Here is a 15,173-nt window from a genome sequence, read left to right as displayed (position 1 = left end):
GCCCGGGGCGGTCGTCCGGGACGGTCGAGGGCGCGGAGGTCAGCCCGCTGCGGGGAGTGCGGGGGTGAGGGTGTCCCAGCGCGCGATCTCGCAGCCGTTGGCGCGGTTGAAGGAAGCGTCGACCGGACGGCCCTTCCACACGCCGGTGATCCGGGCGGTCTGCGGGCCGCCGTACACCTGGGTGCACGCGGTGTCCGCCGACACCGGCTCCCACGGATCGCGCAGCCCCCGGGTCGCGTCCGTCACCGCGTCGCAGGCGGCCCGGACATCCGGGTGACTGCCGCCGGCCGGGTTGCAGCGCAGGGTGAAGCTGTGCTCGGCGGCCCGCTCGTCGGACCGGTAGCTGATCGTCAGCCGGTCGCCGCCTGTCGACTGCTCCCCGCCCGCCGGGGGTGGGCAGGCCAGGGCGGGCGCGGCGACGGCGGAGAGCGTGGCGGTGGCGGTGAGGACGGTGGCGAATCGGCGCAGCATGTCGGAGCTCCAGAACTGTCACGGTGAGGCGTGCGTGAGGGATCGGAGGATGCCCCACTCCCTGCTAACGCTCCGCCCCGCAGTCCGTTGCGCAACTCGACGGACCGGCCGGTTGCGGGGCCCCGGGGGGCGACCGTTCCCGGGGCCCGAGTGCTTTGCCCGGGAGGCTGCCCGCCGGGTAGTGTGGTCCGCGATTGGTGAGGGCAACCGAACCTGTGCCATCATCTGCACACACTTCGCCGAGCGCGCGGTGTGCTGGAGGCTTCGCCTAGTCTGGTCTATGGCGCCGCACTGCTAATGCGGTTTGGGGTAACCCCCCATCCCGGGTTCAAATCCCGGAGCCTCCGCTCGATCTTCATGATCGCCAAAGCCCCGACCACGCCGGTCGGGGCTCTTGCGTTTCCGGGTCCGTGCCTCTATGGACCAGCCTCCCGACCAGTGCGCCGACGGCTGCGGAGCGCGTCGTCCGTGAGGGCTCCGCACCCCGTCCGTCGGAGGTCGTGAAGGCGCATCGTCGCAGGCCAGGGGTGGTCTGCTGAACGGATTTCACCTCAGGGCACGGGTCATGTAATGTTGTTCCCGCAACGCCGACCGGCAGGAACACGCCGGACAGTCCAGCGCTCGTAGCTTAACGGATAGAGCATCTGACTACGGATCAGAAGGTTGCAGGTTCGAATCCTGCCGAGCGCGCAGTTCAGAGGCCCTTTCTTTCTCGGTGAGAGACGGGGCCTCTCGCAGTTCCTCACATGATCTTGCTTATGGATCTCAGCACACTCGCTGGTCGAGGTCCTCGTGCTCCGGGGGTCGATGGCGGAGGGGTTCGCCTGGCTGTCCAGTTCGATCACAGCGGGAACGGCGCTCGGTGCAGCGGCCGGTGGCCGGCTGACGGATCGCGACGGCAGCCCGGCCGCGCTGTCATCGGCGATCCGGCTGCGCCTGCCTCGGCCTTGTGGTGACCGCGAGCGGCGTTCGTGTGATGAAGCCGTGTAGCCCCGAGGGCGAAGGCGAACTCGCCGACGCGCTGAACCGCTGACCGTGTCGCGGTGGCGAAGTCGCAGCATGCCCTGAACCGTACAGACGTCCGTGGACCCTTTGCGCACAACCACGCGCTGCTTCGTGAACGCCAGGTCGCTGTACCCGGGCCGGGCCGTCCCCTGCACGGACCGGCCCCGGAGGCCGCCCGCCGCGCGTTCGTGGCTCAGTGGCTGAGCTTGTGCAGGGCGGTCCGCATGGTCTTGTGGAAGCCCCTGACCGGTGCGGTGTCCAGCGTTCCCCTCTCGCCGAGAGTGACGACGGTGACCCGCGTGTCCTCGCGGCCGACGCCGAACAGGTGGACGTCCTGGGCGGCCCAGTGCTGCACGGTGGTCCCCGCCGGTGCCGGGCACCGTCTCGGTGACGAGCCAGTCGGCGGAGCGGGCGGGCCGGGTCAGGGCAACGTGCCGGGTTCGATGACGAGAGTGCCGAAGCCCTTCCCCTCGGTGACAGTGCGGGGAGGTGCGATCTATGGCGTGCGGCGTGTGGGGAGGTGAATTTCCCTCCGTGGCGGGAGTCGCGTAGAGTTGAACATGTCGACGCGGGGTGGAGCAGCTCGGTAGCTCGCTGGGCTCATAACCCAGAGGTCGCAGGTTCAAATCCTGTCCCCGCTACTCGTTGCCGAAGGCCCAGCAGCATTGCTGCTGGGCCTTCGGTGCTGTGCGGTGCGGATTCCCCCGCGGGTGCACGGCGGGGAGCCGTGCGCCCGGAGGACGGCGGTGCCGACGGCCCGCGGCGTGCAGAACAGGATGACCGCACGGTCGGGACGCTGCTCACCGACCACTCGCCGCGGGCGACGGTGAGAGCGAGCGCCGAGGGCCTGCGGAGGCTCCGCCGCTTGCGGGAACGGCGTCCCGCCGCCGGTCCGTGGCGGGACGCCGTGTCCGGCGCGCTGCGAGGACCGGCCGGAAACGGACCCGGGCCGCGATGACTGCGGGTCTGCTCGCGGCATTCACAGCCGGTGGACAGCGCGTTCTCAGCTTTCTCTCATTCCCCCCGGCCAGCCTGTCCCCATGGACCACGCTTCCGCGCCCCTGTTGCGTCGGCCGGACGGCAGCCCCCTGCGGGTGCTGGTCGTCGACGACGAGGCCACCCTGGCCGAACTGCTCACCATGGCCTTTCGCTACGAGGGCTTCGCGCCCCGGTCCGCGGGCGACGGGGCGCAGGCCGTGCGCTGCGCACGGGAGTGGCGTCCGGACGCTGTCGTGCTGGACGTGATGCTGCCGGATGCCGACGGCCTCACCGTGCTGGGCTCGCTCAGGCGGGAGGTGCCGGGTGTTCCGGTGCTGTTCCTCACCGCGAAGGACGCGGTCGAGGACCGGATCGCCGGTCTGACCGCAGGAGGTGACGACTACGTCACCAAGCCGTTCAGTCTGGAGGAGGTCGTCGCCCGGATGCGCGGCCTGCTGCGTCGCAGCGGCGCCACCGCGCGGGTGGACGAGGCCCTCCTGGTGGTCGGGGACCTCGTGCTGGACGAGGACAGCCACGAGGTGCGGCGGGCCGGTACGGAGATCCGCTTGACGGCGACGGAGTTCGAACTGCTGCGCTTCCTGATGCGCAATCCGCGTCGGGTCCTCGGTAAGGCGCAGATCCTGGACCGGGTGTGGTCGTACGACTTCGGCGGCCAGGCCAACGTCGTCGAGCTGTACATCTCCTACCTGCGGCGCAAGATCGACACGGGCCGGTCACCCATGATCCACACCCGCCGCGGCGCGGGATACCTGATCCGGCCGGCCGAGTGAGCGGCGGACCGACCACCGGACGCGAGCGACCACCGGGGCGGCGCACGCGGGGATGGTGGGGAAGCCGATCGCTGCGTACCCGGCTGGTCATCTCCGCGGTGCTCCTGCTCGCGGTGGTCGCCACCGTCATCGGCGCGGTCACCACGCTCGCGCTCCGCTCGTACCTCCAGGACCAGCTGGACGCTCAGGTGACCGACCTCGGCCGCCGCGCGCCCGGGCCGGTCGACGGTCCGGAGCCTCCCGGTGCCGGCGGTCGGCTGGGCTTCGTCACGGCCGGTGGCCAGCGGGTCGGCACGCTCGGCGCCCGGCTCGACGCCGGAGAGGCGAGCCGTGGTGAGGTCAGCGTGCAGCCGGGGACAAACGGCGGGAGTGCGGGCACCACCGCCCGCAGCCTCACCACGGAGCAACTGGAGGCGCTCGGCGCAGCGGTGGAGGCAGTGGTTGACGACCTCCGCACCGGTTCCACCGCCGAGCGGAACGGTACGCCGGTCGGGAACGGTCGACGGCCGGTGTCCGCACCGGTCACGGTCGACGTGCCCGGCCTCGGGCACTACCGGGTGGCGGCGGTCACCACGGAGAAGGGCGAGGCGCTCGTCGGTCTTCCCCTGGAGGAGGTGCAGGACACCGTGGGCACGTTGGTGGCGGCGGAGGTGAGTGTGGCCGCAGCCGGGCTGGTGGCTGCCGGACTCGCCGGCGCGGCCGTGGTGCGGATCGCACTCCGGCCGCTGCGCCGGGTCGCGGCGACGGCGACCCGGGTGGCCGAACTCCCCCTGCACGAGGGCGAGGTCCTGCTGCGCGAACGGGTGCCGGCCCGGGACACGGATCCGGGTACCGAGGTCGGTCAGGTCGGCAGCGCCCTGAACCGGCTGCTCGGACACGTGGAATCCGCCCTCGACGTCCGCCAGCGCAGCGAGACCCGGGTACGCAGGTTCGTGGCGAACGCGGGGCACGAGCTGCGCACCCCCCTGGCCTCCATCCGCGGGTACGCCGAACTCACCCGCCGCGGCCCGGAGCGCCCCGGCCCGGACACCGCGCACGCGCTGGGGCGTATCGAGGCCGAGGCGGTGCGGATGACGGGCCTGGTCGAGGACCTGTTGCTGCTCGCCCGGCTGGACGAGGGCGCTCCGACGCCTCACGGGGGCCGTCCACTGCAATCGGCCCGCACCGATCTGGTGCCGCTCCTCGTCGACGCCCTCGCGGACGCCCGAGCGGCCGACGTGGGACGACACTGGCGGTTGGAACTGCCGTCCGTCCCGGTAGTGGTGCGCGGCGACCCGGACCGGCTGCATCAGGTACTGGCCAACCTGCTCGCCAACGCGCGCAGCCACACCCCGGCCGGTACGACCGTCGCCGCGGCAGTGCACCGCCGCGGCGGCCTCGCGGTGCTGCGGGTGAGTGACGACGGCCCCGGCATCCCCGAGTCCCTGCTGCCGCACGTCTTCGAGCGCTTCGCCCGCGGCGACGCCTCCCGCTCGCGGGCGCGCGGGAGCACAGGGCTCGGACTGGCCATCGTCCGCGCGGTGGTGGACGCGCACGGCGGTCGGGTCGAGGCGGCGAGCAGCCCGGGGCGGACGGTCTTCACCGTCGAGCTCCCGGCTGCCGAGGAGGGCGGGCTGCCGGCGGCCGCCGAGGAGGGCGGATGTGTGGGAGCCGCTGCGGGGGCGGGCGACGGGGACTCACAGCAGGGTCACAGCCGGCGCACACCGGTGGGACAGCCAAGCCGACCAGGGTCGTTCCCATGCGAACCGACATCCCGCCGGGCGCCCTGCCCGCCCGAGACCACCTGACGCCGGGGCCGGACGGCGCTCCGGTACTCGACGTCGCCGTCCCGGTCCACAACGAGGAGCACACCCTCGAACGCTGCGTGCACCGGCTGCACACCCACCTCACCGCGCAGTTCCCCTACCCCTTCCGGATCACCATCGCCGACAACGCGAGCACCGACCGCACTTCGCAGGTAGCCGTCGAGCTGGCGGACCGCTACCCGGAGGTGGTGGCCGTCCGGCTGGCGGCCAAGGGCCGCGGACGGGCGCTGCGGACGGTGTGGCGGGGCTCGGACGCACCGGTGCTGGCCTACATGGACGTCGACCTGTCGACCGGCCTGAACGCCCTGCTGCCGCTCGTCGCCCCGCTCATCTCCGGGCACTCCGACCTCGCCATCGGCAGCAGACTGGCCCGTGGTTCCCGCGTCGTCCGGGGGCCGAAGCGCGAGATCCTCTCGCGCGGCTACAACCTGCTGCTGCGCAGCTCGCTCGCTGCGCGGTTCTCTGACGCGCAGTGCGGGTTCAAGGCGGTCCGCGCCGACGTGGCCCACCGGCTGCTCCCGCTGGTGGAGGACCGCGAGTGGTTCTTCGACACGGAGCTGCTGGTACTGGCCGAGCGCGCCGGGCTGCGTATCCACGAGGTCCCGGTCGACTGGGTCGACGACGCCGACAGCCGGGTCGACATTCGGCGCACGGTACTCGCAGACCTGCGCGGGATCCGTCGGGTGGGCCGAGCGCTGGCCGTCGGCGCGCTGCCGGTGGACCGGCTGCGGCGCCCCTTCGGCGACGACCCCCGTGACGGCGCCGTGGCCGGCGTATCGGGCGGACTAGCTCGGCAGTTGATCGGTTTCTGCACGGTCGGCGCGTTCAGCACCCTGGCCCACCTCGCGCTGTACTCCCTCTTCCGACCGGGCGTGGGGCCGCAGGCCGCCAACGCCCTCGCACTGCTGCTCGCCGCGCTCGGTAACACCGCGGCCAACCGGCGGTTCACCTTCCGGGTGCGCGGCCGTCGGCGGGTGCTCCGTCACCAGGCGCAGGGCCTGGTGGTGTTCGGTATCGGCCTGGCCCTGAGCAGTGGTTCGCTGCTCGCGCTGCACAGCGCGGCCCCGGAGCCGGGGCGCGGGACGGAACTCGCCGTCCTGGTCACCGCGAACCTGGCCGCGACGGTGGTCCGCTTCCTCCTCCTGCGCGCCTGGGTCTTCCCGGACGCCCGGATCGATGAGCCGCCCACCGCGGCGACCGGGGAGTTGTCCGGGCCGGCCCGGACGGCGACCGGTGTCGCAGTCGGCACGCTGCCCGGTCGCGAGGCCGACGTACCGCCCGCTCGGGCAGGTGACGCCGCATGAGCGCCGCCGTCCCCGGAGCCGCAGCCGTCGGCCGAGACCGTACGACGTCCCGCCGCGGCGCCCGGCTCCGCACCGCACGACTCCCGATGACACGCGAGCGCCTCGCCCTGAGCGCTCTCCTGCTGGCCACCGCGGTGCTCCACTTCTGGGGCCTCGGTGCCTCGGGCTATGCCAACTCCTACTACTCGGCAGCTGCCCAGGCGGGCAGCGAGAGTTGGCAGGCCTTTTTGTTCGGCTCGTCGGACGCTGCCAACGCCATCACGGTGGACAAGCCGCCGGGCGCGCTGTGGCCGATGGCTCTCTCGGTGCGGCTCTTCGGACTGGGCTCCTGGCAGATCCTGGCGCCGCAGGCGCTCATGGGCGTGGCCACCGTGGCCGTGCTCTACGCCGGGATGCGCCGCCGGGTCGGCTCCGGCGCGGCCCTGCTCGCCGGTGCGGTACTCGCCCTCACACCGGTCGCCGCGCTGATGTTCCGCTTCAACAACCCGGACGCGCTGCTGTGCCTGCTGGTGGTGTCCGGGCTGGTGTGCGTCCTGCGGGCGCAGGAGGAAGCCCGCACCCGGCCGCTGGTTCTGGCGGGGCTCTGCTTCGGTGCGGCCTTTCTGACCAAGACGTTCCAGGCCTGGCTGGTGCTGCCCGCCGCCGTGCTGGTCCACCTGGTCTGCGCTCCGGCGCCGTTGCGCCGCAGGATCGGGCAGCTACTCCTCGCAGGGGCGGCGATGGTGCTTTCCGCAGGTTGGTGGGTGGCCCTGGTCGAACTCTGGCCGGCCGAATCCCGTCCGTACATCGGCGGATCGCAGAGCAACAGCTTCCTGGAACTCACCTTCGGCTACAACGGCCTGGGCCGCCTCAACGGCGAGGAGACCGGAAGCGTCGGCGGGCGCGGAGGCGGCTGGGGGGAGACGGGCGTCGCGCGGCTGTTCAGCGACTCCACGGGCGGCCAGATCTCCTGGCTGCTGCCGGCCGCACTGCTGCTGCTGGCCGGCGGCCTGGTGGTGACCCGACGTGCACCGCGCTCCGATCCGGGCCGCGCGGCGCTGCTGCTGTGGGGCGGTGCGCTGTTGAGTACTGTGCTGACCTTCAGCTTCATGGCGGGGATCTTCCACGAGTACTACACCGTCGCTCTCGCGCCCTATATCGCCGCTCTGGTGGGCTCGGGCGGTGCGCTGCTGTGGCAACGGCGCGCCCGGGTCTCGGCTGCCGCGTTCCTTGCACTGACAGTGGCGGTCACCGCGGGCTGGTCCTTCGTACTGCTGGGGCGGACCCCGGACTGGTTGCCGTGGCTGCGCTGGGCGGTGCTCGTAGGGGGCGTGGCAGCGTCGGCGGCGCTGCCGGCCGCTGCCGTGCTGCGACGCCGCGCCGCGTGCCGTCCCCCGCTCGGCCGCAGAACCTCGATCACCGTGCTGCTCGCGGTCCTGCTGACCGGGCTGGCCGGTCCCGCCGCCTACGCGGTGGACACCGTCGGTACGCCGCACACCGGGTCCCTCGTCACTGCCGGACCTTCGACGGGCGGCGCGGGGCGCGCCGGGGACGGCGGCGGCCGTGGCGCCGGCGGTGCGGGCGGGGTGCCGCCCGCGGGCGGCACCGGCCAGGGCGGGGGTGCGCCCGACGGGGGCGGGAACGGTCCCGGCAGGGACGGCACGGGCAGGAACGTGCCCGACCCGGATGGGACGGGAGGCCCCGGGCGTGGTGGCGGCCCCGGGGGACTGCTGGATTCGGCCGAGGTGGGTGAGGAGACCGAGCGAATACTGGAGACGGACGCGGAGCGTTTCACCTGGGTGGCTGCGGCCGTCGGTGCGCAGAGCGGTGCCGGCTATCAACTGGCTACCGAGGAACCGGTGATGGCTATCGGAGGTTTCAACGGCAGCGACCCGTCGCCGACCCTGGAGCAGTTCAGGGAGTACGTGGCCGAGGGGCACGTCCACTGGTTCATCGGCTCCGGGACGTCCGCCGCCTCCGGTGACGCGGAGGGTACGGGGTCCCCCGGGCCCGGCGGCGCACCGCCGGGCGCCGTTGCGGACGGAGCGGGTTCGCGCGGTGGCCCGGGGTCGGACCGGGGTGAGGGGGCGGAGATCGGCGCCTGGGCCGCGGAGCACTTCACCGAGGTGGTGCTGGAGGACGGCACCACGCTCTACGACCTCACCGACCCGCTGGACTGAAGCCCGTACGCCGCGGCCGCGTTCTGCGCACGCACGAGGCGGGCGGTCCCGGGGCGAGGTACCCCGGGGCCGCCCGCCTCGTGCCGCCGTGCGGTGCCGTTCCGGACTCAGTCCGCTTTGACCTGTTCCATTCCGGAGGTGGTCCGCAGCGGGACCTCCTTGACACACAGCACGCACACCAGAGCGAGCAGGGCGGCCGGTGCGGCGAACAGATAGATGTCCGCGATGCCGTGCCCGTACGCGCTCTCGACGACGGCCCTGACCGGGCCGGGGAGCGTGTCGAGGTCGGGGATGCCGCCGTCCGCGGCGCCGCCGGCCGGAATGCCGGCCTTGCTGAGTCCGTCCTCGACGTAGCCGCTGATCCGGGTGGCCAGCACGGCCCCGAGGGCGGAGACGCCCACCGCGCCGCCGAGCGAGCGGAAGAAGGTGACCACGGAGCTGGCCGCGCCGAGGTCGGCCGGCGAGACCTGGTTCTGGGTCGCCAGCACCAGGTTCTGCATCATCATGCCGATGCCCAGTCCGAGCATGGCCATGAAGACGGCCACGTGCCAGTACGGGGTGTCGTGGCGCATGGTGCCCAGCAGGCCGAGGCCCGCGGTGACACCGACGGCTCCGGTCACCAGCCACACCTTCCAGCGGCCGTTACGGGTGATGATCAGGCCGGAGGCCGTGGAGGAGAGGAAGAGTCCGGCGATCATCGGGATCGTCATCAGCCCGGATTCGGTGGGCGAGTGGCCGCGGGCGAGCTGGAAGTACTGGCTGAGGAAGATGGTCGCGCCGAACATCGCGATACCGACGAACATCGAGGCCAGCGCGGTCAGGGTGATGGTGCGGTTCCGGAACAGCCGCAGTGGCATGATCGGCTCGGCCGCCCGCTGCTCGACGACCAGGAAGAGGGCGCCGAGCAGCAGTGCACCCGCGATCATGGTGACGGTCTGCCAGGACATCCAGGCGTACGAGTCGCCGGCGAGTGTCACCCAGATCAGCAGCAGCGAGACCGAAGAGGCCATCAGCAGCGCGCCGGCCCAGTCGATCCGGACGCCTTCCCGGCGGACCACCGGCAGGTTGAGGGTCTTCTGGAGGACGATCAAGGCGGCGACGGCGAAGGGGACGCCGACGTAGAAGCACCAGCGCCAGCCGAGCCAGGAGGCGTCGGTGATGACCCCGCCGAGCAGCGGCCCGCCGACGGTGGCCACCGCGAAGGTGGCGCCGAGGTAGCCGCTGTAGCGCCCGCGCTCCCGTGGGGAGATCATCGCGGCCAGGATCACCTGGGCGAGGGCGACGAGTCCGCCGACTCCGAGGCCCTGCACGGCGCGGAACCCGATGAGCGTCGAGGTCGACTGCGACAGCCCGGCGCCCGCGGAGGCGAGGACGAAGACCACGATGGCTATCTGGACCAGCAGCTTCTTGCTGAAGAGGTCCGCGAGCTTGCCCCACAGCGGGACGGAGGCCGTCATCGTCAGCAGGGACGCGGTGACCACCCAGGTGTACGCGCCCTGACCGCCGCCGAGGTCGGCGATGATCTCGGGCAGCGCGTTCGAGACCACCGTCGACGACAGGATCGCGACGAACATGCCCAGCAGAAGGCCGGAGAGCGCCTCCATGATCTGCCGGTGGGTCATTCCCGGTGTTTCGGCGCCCTTCGGTGGACCGAGAGTCTCCGCTGTCGTGGTGCTCACCCTGAGTTCCTCCATAGTTTGTTGCTCTAAGCAACTATACGGACGAGGGGGAGTCGGTACCAAGCCGAAACCGGGCCGCGCGGGCAAATAATGCTTAAAGCGACCGGGGATGCCGTCGGCTCGGCGGGTTCGCTAAGGTCGCGCACATGGCTCACAATCCCCAGAACCCGCAGGGCCCCGAGGGCAACCCGGACCCGGCCGGCAACACCCAGATGTTCCGCGCCTTCGTCGACGAGGGCGCGCCGCAGCGCCCGGCGGCTCCGGCCGCCGCCGGGGGACCCCGGATCGGCCTGATCGCCGCCGTGGTCGTGGCGATCGCCGTGGTCGCCGTGGTGGCCTGGATCGCCGTCTCCTGACCTGATCCGGCCGGGGCCCGTCGCGGCGTGCCCCCCCCGCGGGGACGGGCACGTACGCGGGGATGAAAGCGGTGCCGAGCGGGTAGGCGTCGCTGACCGGGCCGCGTGAGCGCCGCTCCTGCGGCGGCGCACGACGAACCGCCGTCGGTCGGTAGGGGCACGCCCGTGCGGGCGTCCTGCCGACGACGTGCGGCCCGTACGCCTGCTGCCGTCCGGTGGCGGTGCCGTGCGGGCGGCCGGCTGCGGGGGTACGGGCTCGATCGAGCGGTGGAGTTCCTCTGCCGGTGAGTGGAGCGGGCCGTCACTCCTCCGAGACGAGCCCCTGCCGCAGCTGGGCGAGGGTGCGGGTCAGCAGCCGGGAGACGTGCATCTGCGAGATGCCGACCTCTTCACCGATCTGCGACTGGGTCATGTTGCCGAAGAAGCGGAGCATGATGATCTGCCGCTCCCGGGAAGGCAGCCGGGCCAGCAGCGGTTTGAGCGACTCGCGGTACTCGACGCCCTCCAGCGCGGCGTCCTCGTAGCCGAGTCTGTCCGCGAGCGAGCCCTCGCTGCCGTCCTCCTCCAGGGAGGGGGAGTCGAGCGAGCTGGCCGTGTAGGCGTTGCCCACGGCCAGGCCGTCCACCACGTCCTCCTCCGACACCCCGAGGCAGGCGGCGAGTTCGGGGACGGTGGGCGAGCGGTCGAGCTGCTGGGAGAGGTCGTCGCTGGCCTTGGTCAGCGCCAGCCGCAGCTCCTGGAGCCGGCGGGGGACCCGGACCGACCACGAGGTGTCGCGGAAGAAGCGCTTGATCTCCCCGACGACCGTCGGCATCGCGAACGTCGGGAACTCGACGCCGCGTTCGCAGTCGAAACGGTCGATGGCCTTGATGAGCCCGATCGTGCCGACCTGGACGATGTCCTCCATCGGCTCGTTGCGGCTGCGGAACCGGGCGGCGGCGTAGCGCACCAGCGGAAGGTTCAGCTCGATCAGGGTGTCCCGCACGTAGGCGCGTTCGGTGCTGTCCGGCCCCAGTGTGGCGAGCCGCAGGAAGAGCGAGCGGGAGAGCGTCCGGGTGTCGAGGGGACCGCCGTCCGCCGGAACGGGCGCCGCGCCGGCGGAGTTCAGCGCGGCCGAGCCACCGGCGGCACCCGGCTCCCCGAGACCGCCGGGCAGGCCCGGGAGCCCGGACAGCAGCACGGGAGCCGCCTCCGGGGCGCCGGGGACCGGGGGGCCGGAGAGCAACGAGGGGTCCTCGAGTCGGGAAACCTCGGCATCCGACAGGCCGTTGTGCGGTGCTTCGGTACTGATCACGTCGGTGAGCACCTTCGAGCTGCCCAGTTCTACGGACATGCCACCCCCTTGGGTCGCGGACGGGTCGCAGCGACTGCCTACGGGACGAGACAGCACCCTCACCTGAATACCGGCACTGCCGCCGTCGCAAACGCGGTTCTCGCAGAATGTCACAAGTCAGCAACGCGATGTAGTGCCATGTCGATAAAACTGCACAGGTCGGCCGGGGTTGGCGTGATCCCGATCGCTCGAACTGATGAAGCGCCGGCCGTCAGGCGTCGATGGTGTTCGCGGCGCGCAAGCGCGCGAAGCTCCGGGACAGCAACCGGGACACGTGCATCTGCGAGACGCCCAGTTCGTCGCTGATCTGCGACTGGGTCAGATTGCCGTAGTACCGCAGCAGCAGGATGCGCTGCTCCCGCTCGGGCAACTGGACGAGCAGGTGGCGCACCAGTGCGCGGTGCTCCACGCCGTCCAGGGCGGGGTCCTCGTAGCCGAGCCGGTCGATGATGCCGGGGCGGCCGTCCTCGCGCTCCTGGGCGGCCTCCAGGGACGTCGGCCGGTAGGCGCGGCCGGCCTCGATGCAGGCCAGGATCTCCTCCTCGGAGAGCTGGAGCCGCTCGGCGATCTCCGCGGTGGTGGGCGAGCGGCCGTGCTGCACCGTCAGGTCCTCGGTGGCGGCGCTCACCTGCGTCCACATCTCGTGCAACCGGCGCGGCACGTGCACGCTGCGCACGTTGTCGCGGAAGTAGCGCCGGATCTCGCCGACGACCGTGGGCATCGCGAAGGTGGGGAACTGGACCCCGCGGTGGGGGTCGAACCGGTCGATGGCGTTGATCAGCCCGATGGTGCCGACCTGGACGACGTCGTCCATCGGCTCATTGCGACTGCGAAAGCGCGCGGCGACGTAGCGCACCAGCGGGATGTTCGCCTCGATGAGGGCGCCGCGTACCCGGTCGTGCTCCGCGGTGCCCGGCCGCTGCTCCGACAACTGTGCGAACAGGGCCTGGGTCAGCGCCCTGGTCGTGGCACTGCGGCTCTCGCGGGTCTGCGTCGCCGCCACGTCTCCCCACCCCTTTCCTGTGTCATCAGCCTGCAAAAGCGGTCATAGCATCACAATTCATGGCCGCGATAAGCAAGCACCGCATGACTCCGTGTTGATGGGCCCCGGACACGGAAGCGGCCCCCGCCGGGCTCGGTGCTTCCCGGTGGGGGCCGTTCGGTGGAGAATCGATCGGCTGGGCTAATCGGCCGGAGCGGCCGGCGGTCCTCAGTTGACGAGTTCGGTCATGAAGTCGCCGACGCCCTGCGCCGCGCTGGAGATGCCCTCGAATCCGACCAGGACGAAATCCGCCGCGCGGGTGGGTGAGGTGATGATCGTGTACAGCACGAAGACGATGACGATGTAGAGCGCGATCTTCTTGATGTCCACCGTCGCCGCCTCCCCGGGGCTGCCGTGATCTGCTGTGCAGTCGCGCGAGTCTAACCGGATGATCGCGTGCCGCGATCCGGACATGTTGGGGCAAAGCGCCGCCAAGCGGTGCTCTTCGCCGGGTAATTGGGAGGTGTGAAAGCGGTGAACCGTGGAACGGGCGGGGGTTGTGCGGTCCGCGGACCGCAGCCGCCGGCCAGTGGGGCCGGGATGTAGGGCACGGGAGCGGGGAGGAGGGCCGCACGAGGCAGGGCGCTGCGGAGGGGCCTTGCCGGGGACGGGCGGCGGCGCACGTACGGCGAAGGGCCGGACCCTGCCGGGTCCGGCCCTTCGTTCGCGCTGCTTGAGAGCGGTAGCGGTGGGATTTGAACCCACGGAGGAGTTGCCCCCTCACTCGCTTTCGAGGCGAGCTCCTTCGGCCGCTCGGACACGCTACCGTGAGCAAGCTTAGCCCACGGGGGGCCGTGTGCCGAAATCCGCCCCCGAGCGGTCCCGGAAGAAGCCGGTGAGCAGGGACCCGCACTCCTCGCCGAGCAGGCCGGCGATCACCTCCGGGCGGTGGTTGAGCCGGCGGTCGCGCACCACGTCCCACAGCGAACCGGCGGCTCCCGCCTTCGGGTCGGCGGCGCCGTAGACGACCCGGTCGACGCGGGCCAGCACCAGGGCGCCCGCGCACATGGTGCACGGCTCCAGGGTGACGACCAGGGTGCAGCCGGACAGCCGCCACTCGCCGAGGGCGGCGGCCGCCTGCCGCAGCGCGAGCACCTCGGCGTGCGCCGTGGGGTCGCCGGACGCCTCCCGGGCGTTACGGCCGTGGCCGACGACCGTCGCGTCCGGCGCCAGGACCACGGCACCGACCGGGACGTCGCCGGCCGCGGCGGCCAGCGACGCCTCGGTGAGTGCGAGCCGCATGCTCGCGGTCCAGGGGTCGCGCAGGGGGTCGTACGTCATGAACCCAGTCTCACCCGGTCACCGGACCGCCTCCAGCACGTCCGTGCAGCCGAGAGCGTCGGCGATCTCGCCGATCGCCTCCTCCGGGGGAAGGGACAGCAGCGCCTTCTCCTCCATGCCGAGGTCGGACAGCAGCGCGACGTCCCCGACCGGTCCCTCGGGCGCTGCGGCGCCGCCGGCCGGGTCCTCGGCGGAGTCGGCACCGCCGCTCCCGTCCGGTTCGCCGTCCTCGGTGCCGTCGAGGTCGACGAGGCTGTCCAGGTCCTCGGGGCCCTCCGGGTCGCGGCCCAGCAGCTCGTCGGTGAGGAGGATCTCGCCGTACGAGCTGCGGGCGGCGGCCGCTGCGTTGGATACGTAGATACGCGGGTCGTCCTCGCCGTCCACCCGGACGACACCGAACCACACACCTTCCTGCTCGATGCAGATCAGCACCGTCTCGTCCTCGCCCGCCGCCTCGCGGGCGAGGTCGGCGAGATCGGCGAGGGTCTCCACTTCGTCCAGTTCCGTGTCGCTCGCTGCCCAACCCTCTTCGGTGCGCGCGAGCAGTGCGGCGAAGTACACCGTGACTCTCCCACTGGTTTCCGGCGTTCCCGAGTGCTCAAGAGGGGCGACGCCCCGCTCCACCGGAATCGTGACAGAAACAACCGCCCGGCGAGAGGTCTTCGGCCATGAGTCGGGCCGGTGTTTGCGGATCGGTTGTGCGCCCGTTGCCGGGCCGGGACCTTCCGGAGCGCCGGAACCGGGCGCCGGACGGCCGTTCGCTCACCACCGGAAAGTGCGCATCCGCATCTGCTGGCGCATCCGGGCGGCCCGGGCGCGGCGCGGCTGCACCCGCTCGCGCAGCGCCTTGGCCTCGCTCAACTCACGCAGGAACAGCGCCCGCTTGCGCAGGCGGTCCGCGTCCACCGAACCGCTGGCCAGACCGCGTTCCCTGGGGCTGGACATAGGGCCTCACCTCCGGCGTGTGCC

Annotated in this window: 13 protein-coding genes, 4 tRNA genes and 1 pseudogene; 8 read left to right on the top strand and 10 right to left on the bottom strand. The window is 72.0% G+C overall.

The genetic code is table 11. The features are described from left to right. Positions 1-39: 39 nt before the first annotated feature. Entirely contained in the window at positions 40-471 is a 432-nt protein-coding gene (locus H300_RS0110465) for an SSI family serine proteinase inhibitor (RefSeq protein ID WP_028427390.1), read from the bottom strand. A gap of 257 nt (positions 472-728) precedes the next feature. Between H300_RS0110465 and H300_RS0110460 the strand changes: the two genes are divergently transcribed. Both H300_RS0110460 and H300_RS0110455 read left to right on the top strand, forming a co-directional pair. Further along, positions 729-818 (top strand) — tRNA-Ser (locus H300_RS0110460). A 270-nt stretch (positions 819-1,088) separates the two neighbouring features. Then, positions 1,089-1,161, top strand: a tRNA-Arg gene (locus tag H300_RS0110455). Positions 1,162-1,669: 508 nt separating this feature from the next. Here H300_RS0110455 and H300_RS31455 read toward each other — a convergent pair. Then, positions 1,670-1,831 (bottom strand): hypothetical protein, encoded by a 162-nt coding sequence (locus H300_RS31455; RefSeq protein WP_158678347.1) that lies wholly within the window; start codon positions 1,829-1,831, stop codon positions 1,670-1,672. Positions 1,832-2,043: 212 nt separating this feature from the next. Here H300_RS31455 and H300_RS0110445 point away from each other — a divergent pair. The 5 genes from H300_RS0110445 to H300_RS26150 all read left to right on the top strand — a co-directional run bounded on the left by H300_RS0110445 (position 2,044) and on the right by H300_RS26150 (position 8,513). After that, positions 2,044-2,117: transfer RNA gene (locus tag H300_RS0110445), tRNA-Met, on the top strand. A 399-nt stretch (positions 2,118-2,516) separates the two neighbouring features. Next, complete coding sequence (locus H300_RS0110435; RefSeq protein WP_028427388.1) at positions 2,517-3,245, top strand: response regulator transcription factor; 729 nt, start codon at positions 2,517-2,519, stop codon at positions 3,243-3,245. A gap of 98 nt (positions 3,246-3,343) precedes the next feature. Next, complete coding sequence (locus tag H300_RS26160) at positions 3,344-5,032, top strand: sensor histidine kinase (protein WP_486583690.1); 1,689 nt, start codon at positions 3,344-3,346, stop codon at positions 5,030-5,032. Then, positions 4,984-6,354: a dolichyl-phosphate beta-glucosyltransferase gene (locus H300_RS26155; RefSeq protein WP_106966797.1), complete on the top strand. Its 1,371-nt coding sequence runs from the start codon at positions 4,984-4,986 to the stop codon at positions 6,352-6,354. The genes H300_RS26160 and H300_RS26155 overlap by 49 nt, the downstream gene beginning before the upstream one ends. Then, positions 6,351-8,513, top strand: a complete 2,163-nt coding sequence (locus tag H300_RS26150; RefSeq protein ID WP_051269899.1) for a glycosyltransferase family 39 protein — start codon at positions 6,351-6,353, stop codon at positions 8,511-8,513. Before H300_RS26155 ends, H300_RS26150 begins: the two co-directional genes overlap by 4 nt. 122 nt (positions 8,514-8,635) lie before the next feature. Here H300_RS26150 and H300_RS0110415 read toward each other — a convergent pair. Beyond that, positions 8,636-10,135: pseudogene (locus H300_RS0110415) on the bottom strand (MDR family MFS transporter); the annotation flags it as partial. A 203-nt stretch (positions 10,136-10,338) separates the two neighbouring features. Here H300_RS0110415 and H300_RS0110410 point away from each other — a divergent pair. Next, positions 10,339-10,548: a hypothetical protein gene (locus H300_RS0110410; RefSeq protein WP_028427386.1), complete on the top strand. Its 210-nt coding sequence runs from the start codon at positions 10,339-10,341 to the stop codon at positions 10,546-10,548. Positions 10,549-10,849: 301 nt separating this feature from the next. Here H300_RS0110410 and H300_RS0110405 read toward each other — a convergent pair whose 3' ends face one another. The 7 genes from H300_RS0110405 to H300_RS26140 all read right to left on the bottom strand — a co-directional run bounded on the left by H300_RS0110405 (position 10,850) and on the right by H300_RS26140 (position 15,149). Continuing rightward, entirely contained in the window at positions 10,850-11,881 is a 1,032-nt protein-coding gene (locus H300_RS0110405) for an RNA polymerase sigma factor SigF (RefSeq protein ID WP_028427385.1), read from the bottom strand. Between the two features lie 211 nt (positions 11,882-12,092). Beyond that, a complete protein-coding gene (locus H300_RS0110400) occupies positions 12,093-12,884 on the bottom strand; it encodes a SigB/SigF/SigG family RNA polymerase sigma factor (protein WP_028427384.1) in 792 nt (263 codons plus the stop codon). A 207-nt stretch (positions 12,885-13,091) separates the two neighbouring features. Beyond that, positions 13,092-13,253 (bottom strand): hypothetical protein, encoded by a 162-nt coding sequence (locus H300_RS31830; protein WP_199779167.1) that lies wholly within the window; start codon positions 13,251-13,253, stop codon positions 13,092-13,094. Positions 13,254-13,603: 350 nt separating this feature from the next. Beyond that, positions 13,604-13,690: transfer RNA gene (locus H300_RS0110390), tRNA-Ser, on the bottom strand. Between the two features lie 10 nt (positions 13,691-13,700). Next, on the bottom strand, positions 13,701-14,204 hold the full coding sequence (tadA, locus tag H300_RS26145) for a tRNA adenosine(34) deaminase TadA (protein ID WP_078515880.1): 504 nt from the start codon (positions 14,202-14,204) through the stop codon (positions 13,701-13,703). Between the two features lie 18 nt (positions 14,205-14,222). Further along, the gene (locus H300_RS0110380; RefSeq protein WP_028427383.1) at positions 14,223-14,765 is read right to left on the bottom strand and encodes a tRNA adenosine deaminase-associated protein; all 543 of its coding nucleotides are present in this window, start codon (positions 14,763-14,765) and stop codon (positions 14,223-14,225) included. Positions 14,766-14,966: 201 nt separating this feature from the next. Then, complete coding sequence (locus tag H300_RS26140) at positions 14,967-15,149, bottom strand: hypothetical protein (RefSeq protein ID WP_037979867.1); 183 nt, start codon at positions 15,147-15,149, stop codon at positions 14,967-14,969. Positions 15,150-15,173: the final 24 nt, after the last annotated feature.

It is taken from the genome of Streptomyces sp. TAA040 (assembly GCF_000424845.1).
This window is presented reverse-complemented; position numbering and strand designations above follow the sequence as displayed.

Coding starts and splice junctions, on each gene's coding strand:
- H300_RS0110465 (WP_028427390.1), bottom strand. CDS start 471: ATGCTGCGCCGATTCGCCACCGTCCTCACCGCCACCGCCACGCTCTCC.
- H300_RS0110435 (WP_028427388.1), top strand. CDS start 2,517: ATGGACCACGCTTCCGCGCCCCTGTTGCGTCGGCCGGACGGCAGCCCC.
- H300_RS26155 (WP_106966797.1), top strand. CDS start 4,984: ATGCGAACCGACATCCCGCCGGGCGCCCTGCCCGCCCGAGACCACCTG.
- H300_RS26150 (WP_051269899.1), top strand. CDS start 6,351: ATGAGCGCCGCCGTCCCCGGAGCCGCAGCCGTCGGCCGAGACCGTACG.
- H300_RS0110410 (WP_028427386.1), top strand. CDS start 10,339: ATGGCTCACAATCCCCAGAACCCGCAGGGCCCCGAGGGCAACCCGGAC.
- H300_RS0110405 (WP_028427385.1), bottom strand. CDS start 11,881: ATGTCCGTAGAACTGGGCAGCTCGAAGGTGCTCACCGACGTGATCAGT.
- tadA (WP_078515880.1), bottom strand. CDS start 14,204: ATGACGTACGACCCCCTGCGCGACCCCTGGACCGCGAGCATGCGGCTC.
- H300_RS26140 (WP_037979867.1), bottom strand. CDS start 15,149: ATGTCCAGCCCCAGGGAACGCGGTCTGGCCAGCGGTTCGGTGGACGCG.